Origin of the sequence: Bythopirellula sp., assembly GCF_041737835.1 — a bacterium.
Classification (GTDB): Bacteria; Planctomycetota; Planctomycetia; order Pirellulales; family Lacipirellulaceae; genus Bythopirellula.
Window position 1 is genome coordinate 63,396 of record NZ_JBGSQY010000030.1, and the last position, 19,750, is coordinate 83,145.

The following is a 19,750-nucleotide window of genomic DNA, read 5'->3' on the forward strand; positions in this document are numbered from 1 at the left end:
GCGGCTATAAGTGTTCTTTGATTCTTTTCCTTACTTCACAACCGTGAAGCCGAAACTCGTTCGTGGCCCGGGATAGCCGCAGCGGTAGCCGTAGTGCGGATGACACATCGGCGGACCGTAGTAATGCTCTTCCACGATCACTGGCGGAGGAACTTGAGTAACCACGGTCCGGGTTGGCATGGGCGGGCTTTGCATCACTTGAATCACGTCGGTCGAGACGCCTTGATTATGAAGATAAATTACATCGGAGGCGGCCAGTGGTCGTGCCATCCCCGATGTACGCACATAGTTCTGAATCAACATCGGGTCAACGCCCGAACGGCTCATCGCGACCACTTCATCAATCGTCGCCGCACCGGCTGGCACTTGTCGGCCCATGGCCGCGGCAATCTCGGCCCGGTTGCGGGCTTGCATCTCATCCATGCCTGAACCAACGACACCACCGGTAATTGCACCCAACCCGGCACCGATCAACGCGCCACCGGCCGCGTTACCGCCTGTCGCTTCGCCGATGATCGCACCTGTTCCGGCACCGGCCAGTGCTCCGAAGCCAGCGCCACTATCAGCGTAATAGGGAGACATACAACCAACTGCAAACATGCTTGAAGCGAGCACGACAGACTGCGCAAGACGAAGGGTCATGGGACACCATCATGGAGTGGGGAAAGATTTGCGGGGGTCGGGATGGTCGCAGCCCCCTGTCGATGGGTCAAGATTGTCTATCAACCAAGTGAAGCAGGTGATCCCACCTAAATTGCCATGTCACATTGCCTATTTCCCCGAAATCACGGATTCACCCGTGCCACGAGCTTGCAATCGTCCCCAGCGAAACGTAAACTTGGGTTAACTCGGGATTTGTGGCCGCTTGCAGCCGAAACTGCTAAAAAGCCAGAGCCTGCCTACTTCATGGAGTTCCTTCGGGGACGTTGGTGCTGGGCAGCAACAATTGAAAAGCTTTTTGCAAAGCCGCATTTACCGAGCGTAAATGCGGCTTTTTTTGTTGCCCAATGGAATTTGGTTTGCTGACCGCAAACCAGCATCAAAATTCAAACCCTAGCCCCATCGAAACATCATGAGTCACGTTGAAATGTCAAAGCCACCGACGAGTGCTGGATCTTCTTCGCGGGACAACAAACCCGACGATTCCTGTCCGGGCTTCGCCGACGATTTTTCCACGCTTTCGGTCCATGCAGGTGAAGCTCGCCAAAAGCACGGCGATGCGATCACCGACCCGATCTTTTGCGCGTCGACCTACACCTTCACCGACACCCAATCGGTGATCGACTTTATCGAACAGAATCAGGTCCGCGAAGAGTACGGCCGCTACGGCAACCCCGGCGAGAAAGTGGTCGAGCGCAAACTGGCCGCATTGGAAGGGGCCGAGGACGCGATTCTTTATTCGAGCGGCATGGCCGCATTTGTTGGATTATTGACCGCGAAGCTCAGTTCCTGCGACGAAGTCGTGTTCTTCGACGAATGCTACCACCGTAGCCGCGAATTCTGTACGAAGCATCTCTCTCGGTTTGGGGTTGTCACGCGCCAAGTGCGCACCGGCGATTACGAAGCGATGGAAGCGGCCATCAATCCGCATACCAAGCTGCTGATCAGCGAATCGCCTACCAATCCGCACATGAGCTGCATCGACCTCGAACGCTTCGCGTCGATTGGTAAGGAATACGGCGTCGAGACATTGATCGATGCCACGTTGGCAACGCCTTATAATTTGCGACCCATCTCCGCAGGTATCGATTACGTGCTGCATTCAGCCACCAAATATTTGGGGGGGCATAATGACTTGCTGGCTGGCGTGATTTGCGGTTCCAAAGAAAAGCTCGAACCGGTTCGTAAACTTCGCGGCATTATGGGTGCCGTCAACGGTCCGCAAAATATCTACTTGTTGTCACGCGGCCTAAAAACATTCGAGCTGCGGATGCAGCGTCACAACCAGAATGGCATCCGCATCGCTGAGTTCTTGGAAAATCATCCTCGGATCGAACGTGTGCTCTACCCCGGTCTGCCCTCGCATCCCTATTACGAAATTGCTCGCGAGACGATGCGTGGCTACGGTGGCCTGATCACGTTCTACGTGAAGGATGCCGACTGGCGCGAGACGGCCAATATCATCGATGCGGTGAAGATTCCTCGGATCGCCCCAAGCCTGGGCGGCGTGGAATCGTTGATCGAGCAGCCGCTCGTGATGAGCTACTATCAATGCACACCCGAGGATCGCCGCGAATTCGGCATCGCCGACAACATGATCCGGCTCTCCTGCGGCATCGAGAACACCGAGGATCTCATTGCCGATTTGGAGCAAGCGTTAAAAAGCTAAGAGCGGAAAATCGAGAAATACGCAGGAACACTAATCTTCGCTGATCAACGCTAATGAATTCCATTAGTGTTCGATGAGCGGTTATTAGTGTTCTGTTGTTTGTATCTGGGAGTGTGATGTAATGGAATTCAGAACTCGTGCGATTCATATTGGCAATGATCGCTGTCCAACAACAGGGGCCGTGGTTGCGCCGATCCATATGGCGTCAACCTTTGTCCAACCCGGCGCTGGCGAATGGGGAGAGTTTGACTATTCCCGCAGCGGCAATCCTACCCGCAAAGCTCTTGAAACGACACTTACATCACTCGAAGGTGGCTACGGTGCGCTCGCCTTCGCCAGTGGCATGGCCGCCACGCATTGTGTCACCGCGATGCTCAAGTCGGGCGATCACATCGTCGCCGGCAGCGATATTTACGGCGGCAGCTATCGGCTGTTTCATAAAGTCGCCAACCGCGCTGGCATCACCGTTTCGCTCGTCGACGCCACGGACCCGGCAAATCTTGACGCGGCCATTACCCCCGCCACCAAGCTCGTATGGATCGAAAGCCCAGGCAATCCTCGCATGTCGATTACCGACATCGCCGCCTGTGCCGAGATTGCTCACAAACATGGCGTGCTTCTAGGTGTCGACAGCACGTTTGCGACCCCCGTGCTGACACGGCCCTTGGAGTTGGGTGCCGATATCGTGATGCATTCGGCCACCAAATATCTCGGCGGACACAGCGATCTCATGGGGGGCGCGCTGGTCATGCGCGACAAAGCCCTTCGTGACGAGCTGTACTTCGTGCAGAATGCCACCGGCGCCATCATGGGACCGCTGGAATGTTTTCTATGTTCCCGTGGGATCAAGACGCTCGAATTGCGCGTCCGCGAACAAAGCTGTACGGCATTGCAACTCGCCGAGTGGCTTGCGAAGCACCCGCAAGTGAATCGCGTGCTGTACCCCGGGTTGAGCAGCCATCCTGGTCACGAAATTGCCAAGCGGCAAATGACTGGCGGTTTTGGAGCCATGCTTACCTTTGAGCTGAAAGGCGATTTCCAGCAAACCAAGCGCTTCGTGCAAGCAACCGAATTGTTCCAACTTGCCGTCAGTTTGGGAGCCGTCGAATCGCTCATCGAGCAACCAGCGTCGATGTCGCACGCCAGCTACGACCCCGCCGACCGCGCCAAACACGGCATCACCGACGGCTTAATCCGCCTCTCCGTGGGACTGGAAGCGGTTCAAGATTTGCAAGATGATTTAGAAAAGGCGTTTCAGGTAGTAAGCGGCTAACTCAAGTCATTCTGAGAGAGCCTAGGCGACCGAAGAATCTGACCTGCATTACCAACGTGCTTGGACGACCGATCAATATTGAATCTAGATTCTTCGAGTCGTAGATCTCCTCTCAGAATGACTTTGTAGGTGAGACAATATGCAACTTGGATTTGTAAGCGCGATCTTCGGCGATTTGAACCTCGAACAAGTTCTGCAACATGCGGCGAACATCGGCTACGACTGCGTCGAGGTGATGTGCTGGCCGCCGGGGGGTCCAGACCGCAAATTCGGCGGCGTCATTCACATCGACGTCACCGATTTTTCACAAGCACAAGCAGACGACGTGCGTGCGCTGTGTGAAAAATACGCCGTACAAATTTCAGCCCTCGGTTATTACTCCGTCCCGCTGTCGGCGGATGAGGAACAAGCCCGCGTGGCTTGCGAGCATTTGCCCAAGGTGATGGATGCCGCGGTGAAGTTGGGCCTCGGCACGGTCAACTCGTTTATCGGTGCGAATCACACCTTGCCGCTGGAAGAGAACATGAAAAAGTTCGAGCAAGTGTGGCCAAGCCTCATCAAGCAGGCCGAGGACCGCAACATCCGTATCGGCATCGAGAATTGCCCGATGTTGTTTCCTCAAACTTGGCCGTTTGGTGTGAACCTGGCTCGCACTCCAGCCATTTGGCGTCGAATGTTTGAAACGATTCCGTCCGATCATTTTGGCTTGAATTACGACCCGTCACATTTGGTGATGCAATTGATCGATCCCATCGCCCCCATCCGCGAGTTCGGCCCCAAGATTTTCCACACGCACGCCAAGGACATGCGCGTCGAACGCCATAAGCTCGACGACGTCGGCTCTCTGGTTCCCCCCATGGAGCGCTGCTCAGCCAAAATCCCAGGGCTGGGCGATGTGAATTGGGGCAAGTTCATCGGCGCGCTCTCCGACGCCGGTTACGACGGCCCCGTCTGCGTGGAAGTCGAAGACCACGCCTTCGGCGGCAGCATCGAACGCCGCCTGCAATCGCTCAAGATCAGCCACAACGTACTCAGGCCGTTGATTGCGTAGCCCACTTATGGCGTAGCGTTACTCTCCCGGATCGCGTTGCGATCCAGCTACGCATCCCATTCAAACCCCACCCTCATCTCCACCACCTCCGCCAACCTCTTCAAATACTGCCTTCGCCTAACTTCAATCACTCCCAGGCTTCCCGTGTGGGGCGTCCACTGTTGCACATCGAGCAGTTGATAACCGCGGGCGTTGAGATGCTCGACCAATGAGAACAGCGCGACCTTCGAGGCATCACGCACTCTGTGGAACATACTCTCCGCGGCGAACAAGCCACCGATCGCGATGCCATAAGTTCCACCGACTAATTCCCCAGCTTCCCAGACTTCCACACTGTGCGCGTGACCAAGTTCGTGTAGCAGCGTGTAGGCGTCGATGATGTCGGGCGTGATCCAGGTCCCTTCTTCGCGGCCTGGTCCCGTGGCGCAGCCGTTTATTACTTCGCGAAATGCTTGATCGCGCGTGACGGTAAATTGTCCCGACCGGACTCGCCGCAACAGCCTTCGCGAGGCTTGAAAACCGTCGAGTGGCATGATGGCCCGTGGGTCGGGTGACCACCACAACATGGGCTCAATGCCGCTCTGTGGCCAGGGAAAAATCCCGTGGCGGTAGGCGTCCAGCAACTTTTCCGGCGCAAGATCGCCCCCGACGGCCACGATGCCTTCGGGCGAAGAATGGTTCGGATCGGGAAAAAATAACGGTGGCACGGGCTTTTCTCGTCCTCGAAAATGGCCCAAGTTTTCTCGTGACTGGCTCAAACCACACAAAACAAGTAATCGTAGTATAATGAACCGCTGGCCGTCAGCGGATAGAAAGCGGGCCGTGCTTGAGCACCTTTTCCGTTTTTGGGGAACCACGAATGAGACGAATCGGCACGAATAAGGAACAAGTCTAACACCGCTCATTAACAGTCATAGTCGCTCCTCAATTCCTAAGCGTTTATGAGCCAACATCAGCGGTTACTCTTCTCTTATTCGTACTATTCGTCTGATTCGTGGCTAATAGAATACTAACGAACAAGTCAGGGTTCATGCCATGAGCTATGAAACGCCCGATAACGACTCCCGGCCCTTATCTGTCTCGCATTATCACCCTTCTTTCACTCCACAACCACATCCCCGCCTCGCAGCCGACGAGGCCCCGGTCACGCAGCAGGATCTTTCGCGGTTGCGACGCTTGCTATGGTTCTTCAGCCTGCTGGTCGTAATGCTGGTATTGCCCTCGTTGGTTTATCGCGTTCGCTACGCGATGGTCGAAGCCGAAGAGCGTGCCCAATTCGACGTGGCCAGCGATCACATTCAGAATTTGAATTTGATGCAGCTCAACGATGCATCAAAGTTATTAGCTCACTATGTCGGCCCGAGCGTCGTTCATCTGCGCACCCATCACGGGCAAGGCCTCGGTCAAGGGTCAGGGGTGATTGTCGATAAAGATGGCTATATCATTACCAACTATCACGTCGTCGAAGGGGTCGATTCGCTCGAAGTACAACTCAGTGACGGCCGACGCGGTAATGCCAGTGTGATTGGCTCGGATCCGCTCGTGGACGTGGCCCTATTGAAAACAGAACTGAAAGATTTGCACGCCGCCGAATGGGGTGACAGCGATAATCTCGACGTGGGAGAATGGGTTTGGGCTCTGGGAAGTCCGTTTGGATTTCAGAAAAGTATTACGTTCGGCATCTTGAGCGCTAAGGAACGCCGCGGCATCACCACCGAGCGCGGTTTGAATTCCGTCTATCAGGAATTCTTGCAAACCGACGCCGCGGTGAATCCCGGCAACAGCGGCGGGCCGCTCGTGAATTTCGAAGGCAAGATTATCGGCATTAACACGGCCATCTATGGCCCCACGTATCAGGGAATCAGTTTTTCGATTCCTAGCTCCATCGCCAAAGCGAGCTACGAGCAACTGCGCAAAACCGGTTCGGTCGAACGCGGGTATCTGGGTGTTCGTCCCGAGGCGATGACCGACACCGTCGCCCAGTTGTTGGGCTTAGAAAAAGATAAGGGCGTGATCGTCGTCCTCGTGCAGCCCGATACCCCCGCCAGCGATGCGGGCTTGCGCGGTGGTGATGTGATTCTCAAATGGGATGGCAACGAATTTTCTGATCCGACGCTCCTCAGCCGGACCATCGCCGGCACGCCGATTGGCAAGACCGTTCCCGTGGAAATCGTCCGTCAAGATGGCCGTGGAACACGTGAGCTGACACTGGAAGTGACCGTCGCTGCCAAGCCGAGAGAGCAATCGCTCTAATATCGTCAGTCGCAATCGCGCGAGAAATAGGCCCTACCTTCTTGGGCTGGAACATCGTCTAATGGGGTTTGAATTTTGCGACCCACCGACGATGCACCGTGCCACTTAACGACCTCCAAGACGCCAAAGAACAAATCCGCCAGGCGATCGACATTGTCGATCTCGTGGGGAGCTATATGTCTTTGCGCCGTCAGGGGCGCAATTTCGTGGGCCTGTGCCCCTGGCACGATGATTCCCGTCCCAGCTTCCAAGTGAATCCCGAACGGCAATCGTTCAAGTGCTGGGTCTGCGACGTCGGCGGCGACATTTTTAGTTTCCTCATGCGAGCCGAGGGTTTGGAATTTCGTGAAGCGCTCGAAATGCTGGCCGATCGCGCGGGTGTTTCGCTAAGCGCTAAGCCGCAAGCGGCGGGTGCGAATCAGTTCGACAAACGCAATCTGCTCGCTGCGATGGCCTGGGCGGAGGGTGAGTTCCACCAATACCTGCTGCAATCACCCACGGCCGAAGCCGCCCGCCAGTATCTTACAGATCGCGGCATCAGCGATGAGAGCGTCAGACGCTTTCGGCTGGGCTATTCCCCGGACGCTTGGCAGTGGCTGTTGGACAAAGCCCGCGAGACCAGTTTTTCACCTGCTGTCTTGGAGCGCGTCGGACTTGTGCTCAAGAGCGACAAGAACGGCAGCTACTACGACCGCTTCCGTGGGCGCGTGTTGTTTTCGATTCGCGATGCGCGGGCACGCTGCATCGCGTTTGGTGGCCGCATACTGCCTGGTACAACGCCGTCGAATCCCGAACGTACGGAAGCAAAATACATCAACAGTCCGGAAACACCTCTCTTTAGCAAGAGTTCCGAACTCTATGCGCTCGACATGGCCCGCGATGCTATCGCCAAGGAGCAAGGCCTCATCGTGATGGAAGGTTACACCGATGTCATTATGGCGCATCAGCACGGCATCAACAACGCCGTGGCGGTGTTGGGCACCGCACTCGGTGAAAAACATATTCCGCTTGTGCGCCGGTTTACTGATAGCGTGACGCTTGTTCTCGACGGCGACGAAGCGGGCCAACGCCGCACGATGCAGATCCTTGACGAACTGCTAGCACTCTTCGTGTCACAAGAAATAGATTTACGAATTCTGACCTTGCCAAGCGGGGCCGATCCATGTGATGTTATCTCATCGCAAGGAAGCGAAGCCTTTCGAGAGAGGCTCAATAAATCTCTCGATGCCCTCGATCATAAGATACACGCTGTGACCAACGGATTGGCATCAGCCCCTGGAACCCATCGTGCCTCACTGGCCGTGGAAGAGATTCTCGGCACGCTCGCTCGAGCGTTGCCGATGAGCGGACATTCTACGTCGATCAGTCTCGTTCGCGAGCAACAAGTTTTCGCTCGCCTCTCGCGGCAGTTTGGTATCGGCGAAGAAACATTGCGTACCCGTCTGGGTGCCGTGCGTCGTGAACAGTCGGCTCGTTCCCTGCAACGCACACCGACTCAAGCCGCCGTGGTTGCGGCCAAGAGAGTCGCGCTGCAACCTTGGGAGCGTGAGCTTCTGGAGCTTGTCATTCACGAGCCCGAAATTCTCCCGTTACTCGCCGAGCAGCTCGACACCGAAGAAATTCCCCACGAAGTCTGCCGCGGCATTTACATCAAAGCCGTCGAAATCATGCACGCGGGGCAAGTCCCCACGTTCGATCAATTGATGCTCGCCACCAACGATCCCGATGTCAAAAATCTGCTCGTCGACTGCGATGAAACAGGTCGCGAGAAAAAAACGAGCGACAGCCAACGCCGCGTCAGCGATCTGTTGATGCTGCTCGAGCACAAGAAACAATCGGCCCGTCACCAGTCGGCCATGTCTGAGTTTTCGCAGAAGCGACTTGATCCTGGCAATGAAGATCAAGCGCTCGCTGCTTTGTTTAATGACCTGAAACGAAAGGATGAGTCCAAACGCCGTCAAGCAGGTTCCGCGCCCACGGATGGGTGAGAGGCTTGGCAGGTGATCCCCCGCAACTTTTCCACATGCACATGAAGTGCAGGAGGAGTTATTGATGACCCCCGCTACGACCCCATTGAAATCTTCGTCCCCAGCCAAGATTTCGCTCCAAGAACTCGCTGCCTTAGCCCAATCGCAAGGCTACCTCACTTATCAACAAGCCGATTCCTATCTGCCCGACGAATGCGCCGATTCGAATCATGTTGACCGCTTGCTCGATCTGGCCGATGCCTTGCGGATCGATTTCATCGAAGCCGAAGGCACCACACGCCGTCTTGCCGAAGAAGTCAATCTCGGCGACCGCGACTTGTTTACCGACGAGTTGCCCAAGCTGACCGACGATCCGATTCGGATGTATCTCTCGCAGATGTGCCGCATTCCTCTCTTGAATCGCGAGGAAGAGATCATCATGGCCAAAAAGATTGAATTGAGCCGCAAGCGGTTCCGCCGCAACCTGCTCCGTTCATTCTGTGCCTTGGCCAACACCGTCGAAGTGTTGCACAAAGTCCACGCCGGCGAATTGCCTTTTGATCGCACGATCAAAGTGTCTCTCACCGAACGGCTCACCAAGGAGCAAATCTCCGCACGGATGCCGACAAATTTGTCGACATTGTCGCACCTGATGAAAATGCAGCAACAAGATTTTAGCGTTCTCATCAGCCGCAGTGCTGCTTCGGAGGATAAGTCGGCGGCTCGCCAGCGTTATCTCCGCCGTCGGGCAAAGATGCTGCAACTCGTCGAAGAAATGAGCCTTCGCACTCGGCGTGTGCAACCGATGATGAAAGTGCTTGAAGATTTGTCTGCGAAAATGGATCGTCTCCAAAAGCATCTTCAGCAACTCAAAGCCGAAGGTGCCCCCGCCACGCGGACGGAACCCGTTCGTCGCGAGCTTCACGACTTGATGCTCAAGACTTTGGAATCCCCCCGCAGCTTGCGTACCCGTTGCCAACTTCTCCGCAAGCAATTACGCGAGTTTGAGCGTGTGAAGCGCGAACTCTCCAGTGGCAACCTCCGCTTGGTCGTTTCGATTGCCAAGAAATATCGCAACCGCGGCATGAGCTTCTTGGATCTGATCCAAGAGGGCAACACTGGCCTGATGCGTGCCGTTGATAAGTATGAATATCGCCGTGGCTTCAAGTTTTCGACCTACGCCACTTGGTGGATTCGTCAGGCGATCACTCGGGCCATCGCCGATCAAGCCCGCACGATTCGTATCCCCGTGCACATGATCGACGTGCTGAGCAAGTTGCAGCAAACCGCTAAACGTTTGCAGCATGAACTTGGCCGTATGCCGACGCATGAAGAAACGGCCCTAGCCGCAGGAATCGATCTCGACGAAAGCCTGCACGTACTCGACATTGGCCGCACACCGGTCAGCTTGGATCGCCCCATCGGCGAAGGCGATGATTGCAGCTTTGGTGAATTTGTCGAAGATTCCCACTCAGACAATCCTCTCAAGCTAGCCAACAACGGTTTGCTTCGCGAAAAGATTGAAGAGTTGCTTAAGACTCTGACTTTTCGCGAGCGAGAAATCGTGCGTCTGCGTTACGGCTTGGCCGACGGCTATTGCTACACGCTCGAAGAAGTGGGCCGCATTTTCAAGGTGACCCGCGAACGTGTGCGACAGATCGAAGCCAAAGCCGTGTCGAAGTTGCAGCACCCTGTCCGCAGTTCCGAGCTGAGCGAGTACGTCGCCGACAGCCCGGTGATTGCCGAGGCAGAAGTTTGGGATGTCACTCCCGTGGAAGAACTTGCCGCCGCGGCATAGTCGATCCTGCAAATTCTAATGACAGCGAGCCCCGGCCCTTGTGGCCGGGGCTTTTTTTATGCTGTTACCACTCAAATGGAGGCCCGCTGTTGAACTCCGAATTTCTCGCTACAATGATGGGTAGCTTTTTGATAACCCATCGAACGCGGTGCTGATCGCATTGCCAACGGAGTTTCTCATGTCCGTATCCACAGCGGTGCTTCGCGAGTTGCATCGTATTCATACCCAGCTGAGCGATCTGAACGAGCGTTTGGCCCGCGGGCCGCGTCAAGTGAAAGCTCGCCAGGCCAACGTCGCCCAGCAGGAAGCCTTGCTCACCGCCGCGCAAGATCGCGTGAAGGACGCCAAGAAAATCCTCGATCACAAGCAGCTTGATCTCAAGACGAGCGAGCAAAAGATCGTCGACTATCGCGTGAAGCTCAACGGGGCGAATTCCAATCGCGAATATCAAACGTTTGTGGAACAAATCGCCGCCGCCGAGATGGCCAACAGCGTGCTAGCCGACGAAATTCTCGAAGGGATGGACAAGATCGATCAACTGGCCGTGCAAGTCAAGGAAGCGGAAACTGCCTTGGCCGCCGTGAAAAACGATCTCTTAAAGTATCGCGACAGCGTGGCCGCCGAGAGCGCGATTGTTCAAGGAGATATCACTCGTCTGGAAGCCGAACTCGCCGAAGCCGAGAAAAACCTGCCCGCCACGCTCAAGGACGATTATCGCCGGGTGATCCAGGGCAAAGGTGCTGAGGGCATGGCCTCGGTCGAAGACATGGTGTGCCAAGGCTGCGGCCAACAAATCACGCTCAACATGCAGAACGATCTGTTGCTCTCCCGCCCCATCTTCTGCAAATCCTGCGGCAGCTTGTTGTATCTGGCGGAGTGATTGAATTTAACTTTCTCGATTGTCATTTCCGGTTTGCTTATTACCCGCGCGATAGCAGGTAAAAAGAATATAGAACTCGGGCGACGAAAATTTCCCTGTCTGAAAAACCATGCTATTTTCCAGGGGCTTTTATCGTCTCTCGGAATAAGGTATAAATGGGAATCAACGCTATCGTCATGTCTTGGGTCTTCCGCGAGGGAGGCCCATTTTGTTTGAAATGGTGAATGGGTTAGTAAGTGAGTAAGTAATCAGGTCGATTCTTACCATTTCTACAGCTCCTCACCGACTCACCTTTAACCGACTGACCTCGCTATGTCCGATCGCATGCCCATGACCCGTACCGGCTACGATAAAATCAAAGCCGAGATTTACGACTTAGAAAACGAGCAAATGCCGCTCATCGAAAAGCGGATCGCGACCGCGCGGGCCGAAGGCGATTTGAGCGAAAACGCCGAGTACCATGGCGCCCGTGAAAGCCAAGGCCTGCTCCAAGCCAAGATCAATATGCTCAAGGACAAGATCGCCCGGGCCGACATTGTCGACATCGCCTCCCTGCCCAAGGATCAGGTCGTCTTCAGCGCGACAGTCAAAGTCAAAGATCTCGACTTCGGCGATACCGAGGTATTCACGCTCGTCGGTGCGGGCGAAGAGGATTACGACGCTGGCAAGATTCTCGTCACCAGCCCCCTCGCACAAGGTTTGATCGGCAAGAAGGTCGGCGAAAAAGTCGCGATCGAAGTCCCCGCGGGCACGAATCGTTTCGAGATTTTGGAAATCCGGTTCGACGATTAGACGCTGGCTCATCCCTACTCATGCCCACGGGACAGGGGCACGCGACCCATCCTACATGGACATTCCCCGCGCAAAGCGTTCGTTCACAGAGCTAGGCTTTCGCTAGAGTGATCAACGTGAGTTCGGTAATCGGAGGATATTTCGAAGGGATTCTTGTTTTATTGTCACCAACGTAGTTTGTAGAGCCCGTTGATCAACGCGGAAACGTCGGAGAATATGGCAGCCTTTGTGTGCTCCAATCCTCTTAGGATCTGCCTACTTTGGGTGGAGTGGAATTGGCGGTGCCATGATCAAACTCAACCCCATAGAATCGTTGGTGAAATCTTCCATGGGTACTTTTGTGCCGGCACAAACTGTTTCTTATCCCGCGGAAGTTGGTTGGGGATATTTTTATTGCCCTGAACCCACGTCGGCAGTTCTTCTGCTGGGGTGCGCGGCTGGATGTTAGTTGCGGCGGAAAAATTGATTCTTACTCATTCATGCTTCACTCAAGCGTCTCTTCGCGCAAAATTCTTAGGTAGAGATCGGCGTAATCAAAATAGCGATCCCCTTCGGTGAAATGCTGATTCGATGGGGAACTGTCAATCGCCGTTGGTGGCTCCATGCCGGCGGTCGCTTCGATTTGGGTGTCCTCGTACCATTCGTTGAAGCTCGTGACCATCATCAACCGGCCGCAGGACTTGTCGAGATTGGGAAGCGCCACGTCGTGGATCATCGCGCGGAATAAACTTCCTTCTTCCTGTTGCGGTTCGTCGATCATGTAGCGTGCTGTCCCGGTGTGGCCGTCGCGGGTTGCACGGTCGTTATAGCCGGGCGCAATCGCGGGGATAAACGCCGTCCCCACGGAGTTGGCCTTGCGACGGGCATTGATGTAGTTGTCAGCCAAAGTTGTGATGGCAGCTTGGCTAGCCTTTTCTAAAGCGGTGGACTGGCCGTAAACATCGTAGGCCGTTACCGCATCAAAATTTTTGGCCCATTCGGCACGATAGCGCGGTCCAAAGACATCGTCGCCCACGAGATAGACCTCGGGAAAGCGTTCGCGCAACTCAGCAAGTTCCGCGAGGCCCTGATCGCGAAAATACACGCGAGAGAGATAAATAAGCACGACCGGTCGGTCGTTGATTCGCAGATAAGAGGGATCATCGAAATAGTGTTGCTCGAGATACGCAAAATCCTCGAGAAGCTTGTCGTAATGTGGCTTATCGAATTCGCCCAGCCGTCCGGTGCTTTCATAAAGCACGACGTAACGCAATTGGTCAGCATCGGGATGCTTAAGTATGGCTTCGCGGAATATTTGGTCAGTCGGCGTGTCTGGTCCCCACCAACTCACGGCCCAAAAAGACAAACCTGCATGCCGACTTTGTTTGACGTGTTCGGCTATCACCTTGGGGCTATCCGAGCGATAAAGCCCGATGCGGGGCACTTGTGAAGGCACGAGCTTCTGACGGAGTACGTTTCGCCAGTCATCGGCAGTGGGATTACCATTTACGCCATACCAAGGATAGTAGTAGGCACCGATGAGAGGGGCGTGTGATGGATATTCGTTCGACTTTGCAATATTAACTTCGGCAAGTTTATCCTGAGCAGAAACTGCCGCTGAATAAAAGAGTACGAGACAATACGTCTTAAGCTTCAGGCGAACGCATCTCTTAATCACATTCCCACCCGGTACAAATGTGTGCCTGTGCGCAAGAGCAGTGAGCCCTCGACAGGCACGGGAGACGCCATCAATTGACCATCGAGTTTATTCTCGGCCAGTTTTTTAAACTCGTCGCCGGTGGCGAATACGGTCGTCATGCCTGCATGGTTGCCAATATAGATCCGGCCCGGGGAAAAAAGGAGCGACGATGAATAGCGGCCTGGCATCCGACCACGCCAGACGACTTCGCCCGTCTCGGCTTCAAAACAGGTCGCAACCCCGCGATCGCTAATCATGTAAACGCGCTTGTCGACAACCAAGGGCGAGGGCATCGTGGGGACTTGCTTCGCGACTTCCCAGGCTATGTGAGTGGCGGTGACATCCCCCACGCCGTCGGGTTTCACCGCGATCAGCCGATCGCTCATAAAGCCGGTGCAATAGTAAAGCCGCTCGCCGTCGAACACCGGCCGCGGGACCAGCGAAAAACCATGGCCGTGATTCAGCCGCCAAATCTCCTCACCGGTGCGCGGTTTGTAAGCCACACACCACTCGGCACCCGGGATCACGACTTGTTCCGCGCCGTCGACTTCAATCACAAGCGGAGTCGAATAGGATTTGCGAAATTCACCATTGGTTTGCTGGATCGGTGGCCGGTCGGTTCGCCAGACGGTTTCACCCGTGTCTTTATTGAGCGCGACGATAAACTGCACGTCTGCACCATCGCAGGGAACGATCAGCAAGTCTTCCCACAACGCGGGCGAACTCCCTGGCCCAACACGATGGTCGAGAGCAAAACGCTTTTGCCAGAGAATTGCGCCGCTCTTGATGTCGAGACAAACCGTACCATAGTCGCCAAAGTGACAATAAAGCCTGTCGTTCTCCAAAATCGGGGTCGGCGAGGCATAGCTGTTGAGCGAATGAATGGGCGCGGGTTCAAGCACTTCGAGCAGCTTGATCTTGCGTAGCAGGCTCCCCGATTCGAGGTCGATTTCCACGGCCCATAGCGTGACCGTGCGAGCGGCGATCATTTGATCGGCAAGCTGCGTTCCAGCCACTTTAGCGGCCTGCTCTTCTTTGCTCAATTCAACGACGGTCGCGGTGGTGAGCCAGATCTTTCCGCCATCCACCACGGGGGACGACCACCCGTTGCCAGGGATTTCCGTTTTCCAACGGACGTTTTCGGTTTCGCTCCAAGAGAGCGGAAGATTTTTTTCCGTAGAAATGCCCTGGCCATTGGGGCCGCGAAATTCCGGCCACGTGGATTCAGCCAAGCCAAAAGAGGCCTGTAAAATAAAGACGACGCCGATCAAAAGACGCAACATGGCAGCCCCTAGACCTTAGGTTGGTGAAGAGTGGTTGATTGTACTCCACTCAACTCACTTTCAGGGGCTCGGAAGTCAGAATTCCGAAATCACGTTGTGATTTTGCTAGCCGAGTTTCTTGAACTTATCCTTGAGCGAGCGGTACAAGTTCTGATAAATCGGAAAGCCACGGTCATAAACTTTGCGTGCCGCGGCATTGGGCCTGGATTCATCAGCCGTTTTGATTGTCGCGGCGCAGGCTTCGGTGATGTCCTTAAATTCACCCGCTCCTACCGCCGCCAATAAGGCTACACCGTAAGCCGCTCCTTCATCGGCGACCATCGAAAAGACCGGCTTGCCAAAGACGTCGGCTTGCATCTGCCGCCAGAAAGGATTTTTTGCTCCGCCGCCGGAAGCGCGGATTTGTTTTACGGGAACGCCCAGATCGCTCATGATCGCGTAACTATCTCGCAAGGAATAAGTCACCCCTTCCATGATCGAGCGGGTCATGTGCCCCCGGGAATGGCTGAGCGTTAACCCCACAAATGCACCACGGGCATTGGGATCCAAATGTGGCGTGCGCTCACCAGTGAGATAGGGGAGGAATTGCAGTCCCTCGGATCCGGCGGGAACCGCGGCCGCTTCTTTCGTGAGTTGTTCGTAGATCGCCTTCCCCTTGGCATCGACGGCGCACACTTTGTCGTGGAACCATTGCAGCGATCCCCCGGCACACAGCGTCACGCCCATCATGTGCCATTTGCCGCGTACGGCGTGGCAGAAGGTGTGCAACCGTCCTTCAGGGTCAAACTGCGGCTCATCGCTGTAAACAAAGACAACTCCCGACGTGCCAAGTGAGGTGTTGAGCAAACCGCTTTTGACGATGCCATTGCCAATCGCGCCAGCGGCACAATCCCCTGCCCCACCGACAACGACACAATCGGTGGTTAAACCTAAAAGCTTCGCCGTTTCGCTGGTGAGCTTGCCCGTGACTTCTTCGGATTCGTAACACGTGCCGAGCAGACTTTCATCGAGTTCCAACTTGCTCAAGAGCTGCTTGGACCATTTACGCTTAACGACGTCGAGTAGCAACATGCCGCTGGCGTCGCTGACTTCCGTGGCGTACTCACCTGTGAGACGACGGCGGATTTCGTCCTTCGGTAACAGGACCTTGGCTAACTTGGCAAAGTTTTTGGGCTCGTTGTTGCGGAGCCAAAGAATTTTGGGAGCCGTGAAGCCCGTGAGCGCGGGATTGGCCACCAATTTGATCAGTTGCTTGCGTCCACCGGCTCGCTTCTCGATTTCGGCGCATTCGGCTTCGGTGCGCTGATCGTTCCACAAAAGTGCCCTGCGAATCACCTTACCTTGCTTGTCGAGGAACACACTTCCGTGCATTTGCCCGGAAAGTCCAATGGCTTTGACGTCGGCGGCTTTCAGTTTGGCTTTTTTGACGACAGCCCGCACGACTTTGATCGTGGCCTGCCACCAATCCTCGGGGTCCTGCTCGCTCCACAAGGGTTGGGGATGGTGCAGGGGGTAGCCCGCCGAGGCTTCCGCTAAAATCTTGCCTTGAGGATTGATCGCGAGAGCCTTTGTGCCCGAAGTGCCGACGTCGATTCCAATGCAAATGCTCATGCAGATTCCTACTTTTTTTATTAGCCGCTAGCGGAAGCAGGCGGTGAATGCGAAAAGGGTATACCGTTGGCTCCCGCCAGCGGCTAAAAAGAAGAACGGTTTTCGCTCGCCATATTCTTCCTTTTAGGCACCACAGTACACACGATGCGGCCTCTGTTTCTAGTCCTGATCTGCGCAATTTCATGGGGATGCCGCGACGCCGAGGAATCGCAACGCCAAAGTGCAAAAACCACTAAGCCGCACGCTGCGGTAAAATTGACTGTCCTCGTGGTCGATGACCCGGAATTGGCCAAGGGAATCGAGCTGCTTGCCGGAGAATGGAGCGAACGGAGCGGGGGCGAACTGGCGGTCATTGAAATGTCATCTTCCGAGTTGGCGAAATCGGAAAAATTGCCCGCCGACATTGTCATTTACCCGTCGCGATACGTGGGAGAGCTCGTCATGCGCGAGTGGCTGCGGCAGGTTCGCAAGACGGTACTCGACGACCCGAAATTGGGTTGGGGGGACTTTCTCACGCTGATTCGCGACCAGACCGTGCGTTACGGTGGCGAAGTATTTGCGCTCTCACTGGGGGACATGCCGTTGATTTTGGCATGGCAAGGAGAAATCCCAGAGAAGCCACCGAAGACTTGGCAGGAATTTGGTCCTCATCGAACGGGCAAAGATTTCGTTGCCGGACCGTTCCCGTTAGTCGGCGAATTCTTGGCGCGCGGGCTCGCCGCGACGCCACCCGTCGATCGGGCATCGCTGCTGTTTGATCCGCAAACACTCGACGCGAAATTGGCAACGCCCCCACTCATTCGAGCGCTCGAAGAAATGTCTCGCAAGACCGACAAAGAATCCCTTCAGGCCGAAGTTGTTTTGCCCAAAGCAAACAGCCAATCACGACTTTCTCCGCTGTTGTTGTCTAACGAAGAGTATGGCGAAAGCCTCCACCAATGGGAAGCTTCGGAGGAAACAACGCCGCCGGTGGTGTGTGGTTTTGCCGGCCGTTTGGTCAGCGTGACAACAAGTTCGCGGAACGCTGCCTCGGCATTCAAATTGTTGCCTTGGTTGGTCAGCGGCTCCACTGGTACGCAGCTCAGCCAGCGTAGTCCCGCGACGCTGTGGTATCGTGCTTCGCAAGTGTCGCAAGGTGCGAAATGGTTTGCCGAAGCTGGTGAAGACAACCGCGTGAGTTGGCTGACAGCGGAAATGTCGCGAGGCGATGCTTACTTGCTCCCGCGCATTCCTGGGATTGACCAGTACTTGGCAGAAATGGAAACAGCATTCGAAAAAGCCATCTCTGGCGAACAAACGGCAGAAGAAGTACTCACTGTGGTGGAGGAACGCTGGAACACGCGCACCAAGCAGCTTGGCCAAGAGTCACAACGGATCGCCTTCAACCGGCATTTGGGGCTGGCGGAATAGGCTTTTTCTCGCTGAAGAGCGGCTCGTAGTTACCACTCCGCCGGGTTGTCAATTGGCGGGGCTCGGGATACCTTTAAGAGTTCTCAATTTTCCTTGCCATCCCCAGTAAAAATAGGTGCTTCCAGCAACTCCACATGATCCGTAGCGTTTTGGATGACCAGCGAATCGTGATTACCGGCGTGGGGCTTACGGCCCCCAACGGTGACAACCTCACGGACTACCGTGCCGCGTTGTTGGCGGGCAAGAGCGGTGTCGACCGCTATAACATTCGCTACGTGGGAGATACGCTGGCCGGGGAATGCCACTTCGACGAGCTGAAGTATCAAAAACGTAAAGAACTTCGCCGCGGCACACGGGCCGGCAGCGTTTCGATCTACTGTGCTAATGAGGCGGTCGCCGATTCGGGAATCGAATGGCAACAGCTCAATCGCGAGCGCGTGGGTGTCTACATCGGCGTGACCGAGCATGGCAATGTCGAGACTGAAAACGAAATCAACGAGATCAAAGCCTTCAACTACGACACGAAGGTTTGGTCGCACCATCACAATCCTCGTACCGTGGCGAACAACCCCGCTGGCGAAATTACGCTGAACATGGGTATCACGGGGCCGCATTACACGATCGGTGCGGCGTGCGCGGCGGGAAACGCCGGGTTGATTCAAGGCGCGCAGATGCTGCTCCTGGATGAATGCGATTTCGCGATTGCCGGTGGCGTGTCGGAAAGCATTCGCACATTCGGCATCTTCGCGGGCTTTGCCAGTCAGGGTGCTCTCGCAGCGCATGACGACCCCACGAAGGCGAGTCGCCCGTTCGATCGCGACCGCAATGGTATCGTCGTTTCCGAAGGGGGCTGTTTGTTCACTTTGGAGCGTTACAGCGATGCCGTCAAACGGGGCGCCAAAATTTATGGCGAGTTGGTTGGGCATGCGATGACCAGCGATGCCAGCGACTTTGTGCTGCCGAATCCCGAGCAACAGTCGCGGTGCATGAATCAAGCGTTGAAACGCGCGGGGCTTAACGCCGAGGATATCGACATCGTCAGCACGCACGCCACGGCCACAGCTAGCGGCGACATCCAAGAGTGCACAGCCTTACGCATGGTGTTTGGCAATTCAAAACGGACTTATATCAACAATACCAAGAGCTTCATCGGCCACGCGATGGGCGCGGCGGGTTCGCTGGAATTGGCAGGCAATTTGCCATCGTTTGGCGATAGCATTTGCCATCACACTATCAATGTGGACAATCTTGATCCGGAGTGTGCGCTGCCGGGCTTGGTGCTCGGCGAGCCGCGGGCCAAGAAAGAAGTGAACTACATCCTCAACAATTCATTTGGCATGCTGGGGATCAACTCGGCGGTAATTATCAAAAAGGTTTAATGTCGGCAGGTTATGCGTGAGCAGCTCACGATTTCCTCGGCTCAAA

Annotated in this window: 15 protein-coding genes; 10 read left to right on the plus strand and 5 right to left on the minus strand. The window is 55.3% G+C overall.

What is annotated here, in order from left to right; all coding sequences use genetic code 11:
• Positions 1–30: 30 nt before the first annotated feature.
• Entirely contained in the window at positions 31–642 is a 612-nt protein-coding gene (locus AC6T8Q_RS08840; protein WP_500678728.1) for a YMGG-like glycine zipper-containing protein, read from the minus strand.
• A 430-nt stretch (positions 643–1,072) separates the two neighbouring features.
• Between AC6T8Q_RS08840 and AC6T8Q_RS08845 the strand changes: the two genes are divergently transcribed.
• From AC6T8Q_RS08845 to AC6T8Q_RS08855, 3 genes are all read left to right on the plus strand, one after another.
• A complete protein-coding gene (locus AC6T8Q_RS08845) occupies positions 1,073–2,329 on the plus strand; it encodes a trans-sulfuration enzyme family protein (RefSeq protein ID WP_500678729.1) in 1,257 nt (418 codons plus the stop codon).
• A 121-nt stretch (positions 2,330–2,450) separates the two neighbouring features.
• Positions 2,451–3,602, plus strand: a complete 1,152-nt coding sequence (locus tag AC6T8Q_RS08850; RefSeq protein ID WP_500678730.1) for a trans-sulfuration enzyme family protein — start codon at positions 2,451–2,453, stop codon at positions 3,600–3,602.
• A 139-nt stretch (positions 3,603–3,741) separates the two neighbouring features.
• On the plus strand, positions 3,742–4,653 hold the full coding sequence (locus AC6T8Q_RS08855; protein ID WP_500678731.1) for a sugar phosphate isomerase/epimerase family protein: 912 nt from the start codon (positions 3,742–3,744) through the stop codon (positions 4,651–4,653).
• Between the two features lie 47 nt (positions 4,654–4,700).
• Here AC6T8Q_RS08855 and aat read toward each other — a convergent pair whose 3' ends face one another.
• Complete coding sequence (gene aat / locus AC6T8Q_RS08860) at positions 4,701–5,360, minus strand: leucyl/phenylalanyl-tRNA--protein transferase (protein ID WP_500678732.1); 660 nt, start codon at positions 5,358–5,360, stop codon at positions 4,701–4,703.
• Between the two features lie 328 nt (positions 5,361–5,688).
• On the opposite strand from aat, the gene AC6T8Q_RS08865 reads away from it, so the two are divergent.
• The 5 genes from AC6T8Q_RS08865 to greA all read left to right on the plus strand — a co-directional run bounded on the left by AC6T8Q_RS08865 (position 5,689) and on the right by greA (position 12,343).
• On the plus strand, positions 5,689–6,906 hold the full coding sequence (locus tag AC6T8Q_RS08865) for a S1C family serine protease (protein ID WP_500678733.1): 1,218 nt from the start codon (positions 5,689–5,691) through the stop codon (positions 6,904–6,906).
• 98 nt (positions 6,907–7,004) lie between these two features.
• Positions 7,005–8,894 (plus strand): DNA primase, encoded by a 1,890-nt coding sequence (dnaG, locus tag AC6T8Q_RS08870; RefSeq protein WP_500678734.1) that lies wholly within the window; start codon positions 7,005–7,007, stop codon positions 8,892–8,894.
• 64 nt (positions 8,895–8,958) lie between these two features.
• Positions 8,959–10,671, plus strand: a complete 1,713-nt coding sequence (locus AC6T8Q_RS08875) for a sigma-70 family RNA polymerase sigma factor (RefSeq protein WP_500678735.1) — start codon at positions 8,959–8,961, stop codon at positions 10,669–10,671.
• Positions 10,672–10,849: 178 nt separating this feature from the next.
• The gene (locus tag AC6T8Q_RS08880) at positions 10,850–11,551 is read left to right on the plus strand and encodes a zinc ribbon domain-containing protein (protein ID WP_500678736.1); all 702 of its coding nucleotides are present in this window, start codon (positions 10,850–10,852) and stop codon (positions 11,549–11,551) included.
• A gap of 312 nt (positions 11,552–11,863) precedes the next feature.
• Entirely contained in the window at positions 11,864–12,343 is a 480-nt protein-coding gene (greA, locus tag AC6T8Q_RS08885) for a transcription elongation factor GreA (protein WP_496918991.1), read from the plus strand.
• A gap of 484 nt (positions 12,344–12,827) precedes the next feature.
• On the opposite strand, the gene AC6T8Q_RS08890 is transcribed toward greA, so the two are convergent.
• The 3 genes from AC6T8Q_RS08890 to xylB all read right to left on the minus strand — a co-directional run bounded on the left by AC6T8Q_RS08890 (position 12,828) and on the right by xylB (position 16,915).
• Complete coding sequence (locus AC6T8Q_RS08890) at positions 12,828–14,000, minus strand: glycoside hydrolase family 99-like domain-containing protein (RefSeq protein ID WP_500678737.1); 1,173 nt, start codon at positions 13,998–14,000, stop codon at positions 12,828–12,830.
• On the minus strand, positions 13,997–15,304 hold the full coding sequence (locus AC6T8Q_RS08895) for a PQQ-binding-like beta-propeller repeat protein (protein ID WP_500678738.1): 1,308 nt from the start codon (positions 15,302–15,304) through the stop codon (positions 13,997–13,999). Before AC6T8Q_RS08895 ends, AC6T8Q_RS08890 begins: the two co-directional genes overlap by 4 nt.
• A 105-nt stretch (positions 15,305–15,409) precedes the next feature.
• Positions 15,410–16,915 (minus strand): xylulokinase, encoded by a 1,506-nt coding sequence (xylB, locus tag AC6T8Q_RS08900; RefSeq protein ID WP_500678739.1) that lies wholly within the window; start codon positions 16,913–16,915, stop codon positions 15,410–15,412.
• Positions 16,916–17,059: 144 nt separating this feature from the next.
• Between xylB and AC6T8Q_RS08905 the strand changes: the two genes are divergently transcribed.
• Together AC6T8Q_RS08905 and AC6T8Q_RS08910 are read left to right on the plus strand one after the other, a co-directional pair.
• Positions 17,060–18,325 (plus strand): type 2 periplasmic-binding domain-containing protein, encoded by a 1,266-nt coding sequence (locus tag AC6T8Q_RS08905; protein WP_500678740.1) that lies wholly within the window; start codon positions 17,060–17,062, stop codon positions 18,323–18,325.
• Positions 18,326–18,459: 134 nt separating this feature from the next.
• Positions 18,460–19,704, plus strand: a complete 1,245-nt coding sequence (locus tag AC6T8Q_RS08910) for a beta-ketoacyl-[acyl-carrier-protein] synthase family protein (protein WP_500678741.1) — start codon at positions 18,460–18,462, stop codon at positions 19,702–19,704.
• The last annotated feature ends 46 nt before the right edge of the window (positions 19,705–19,750 follow it).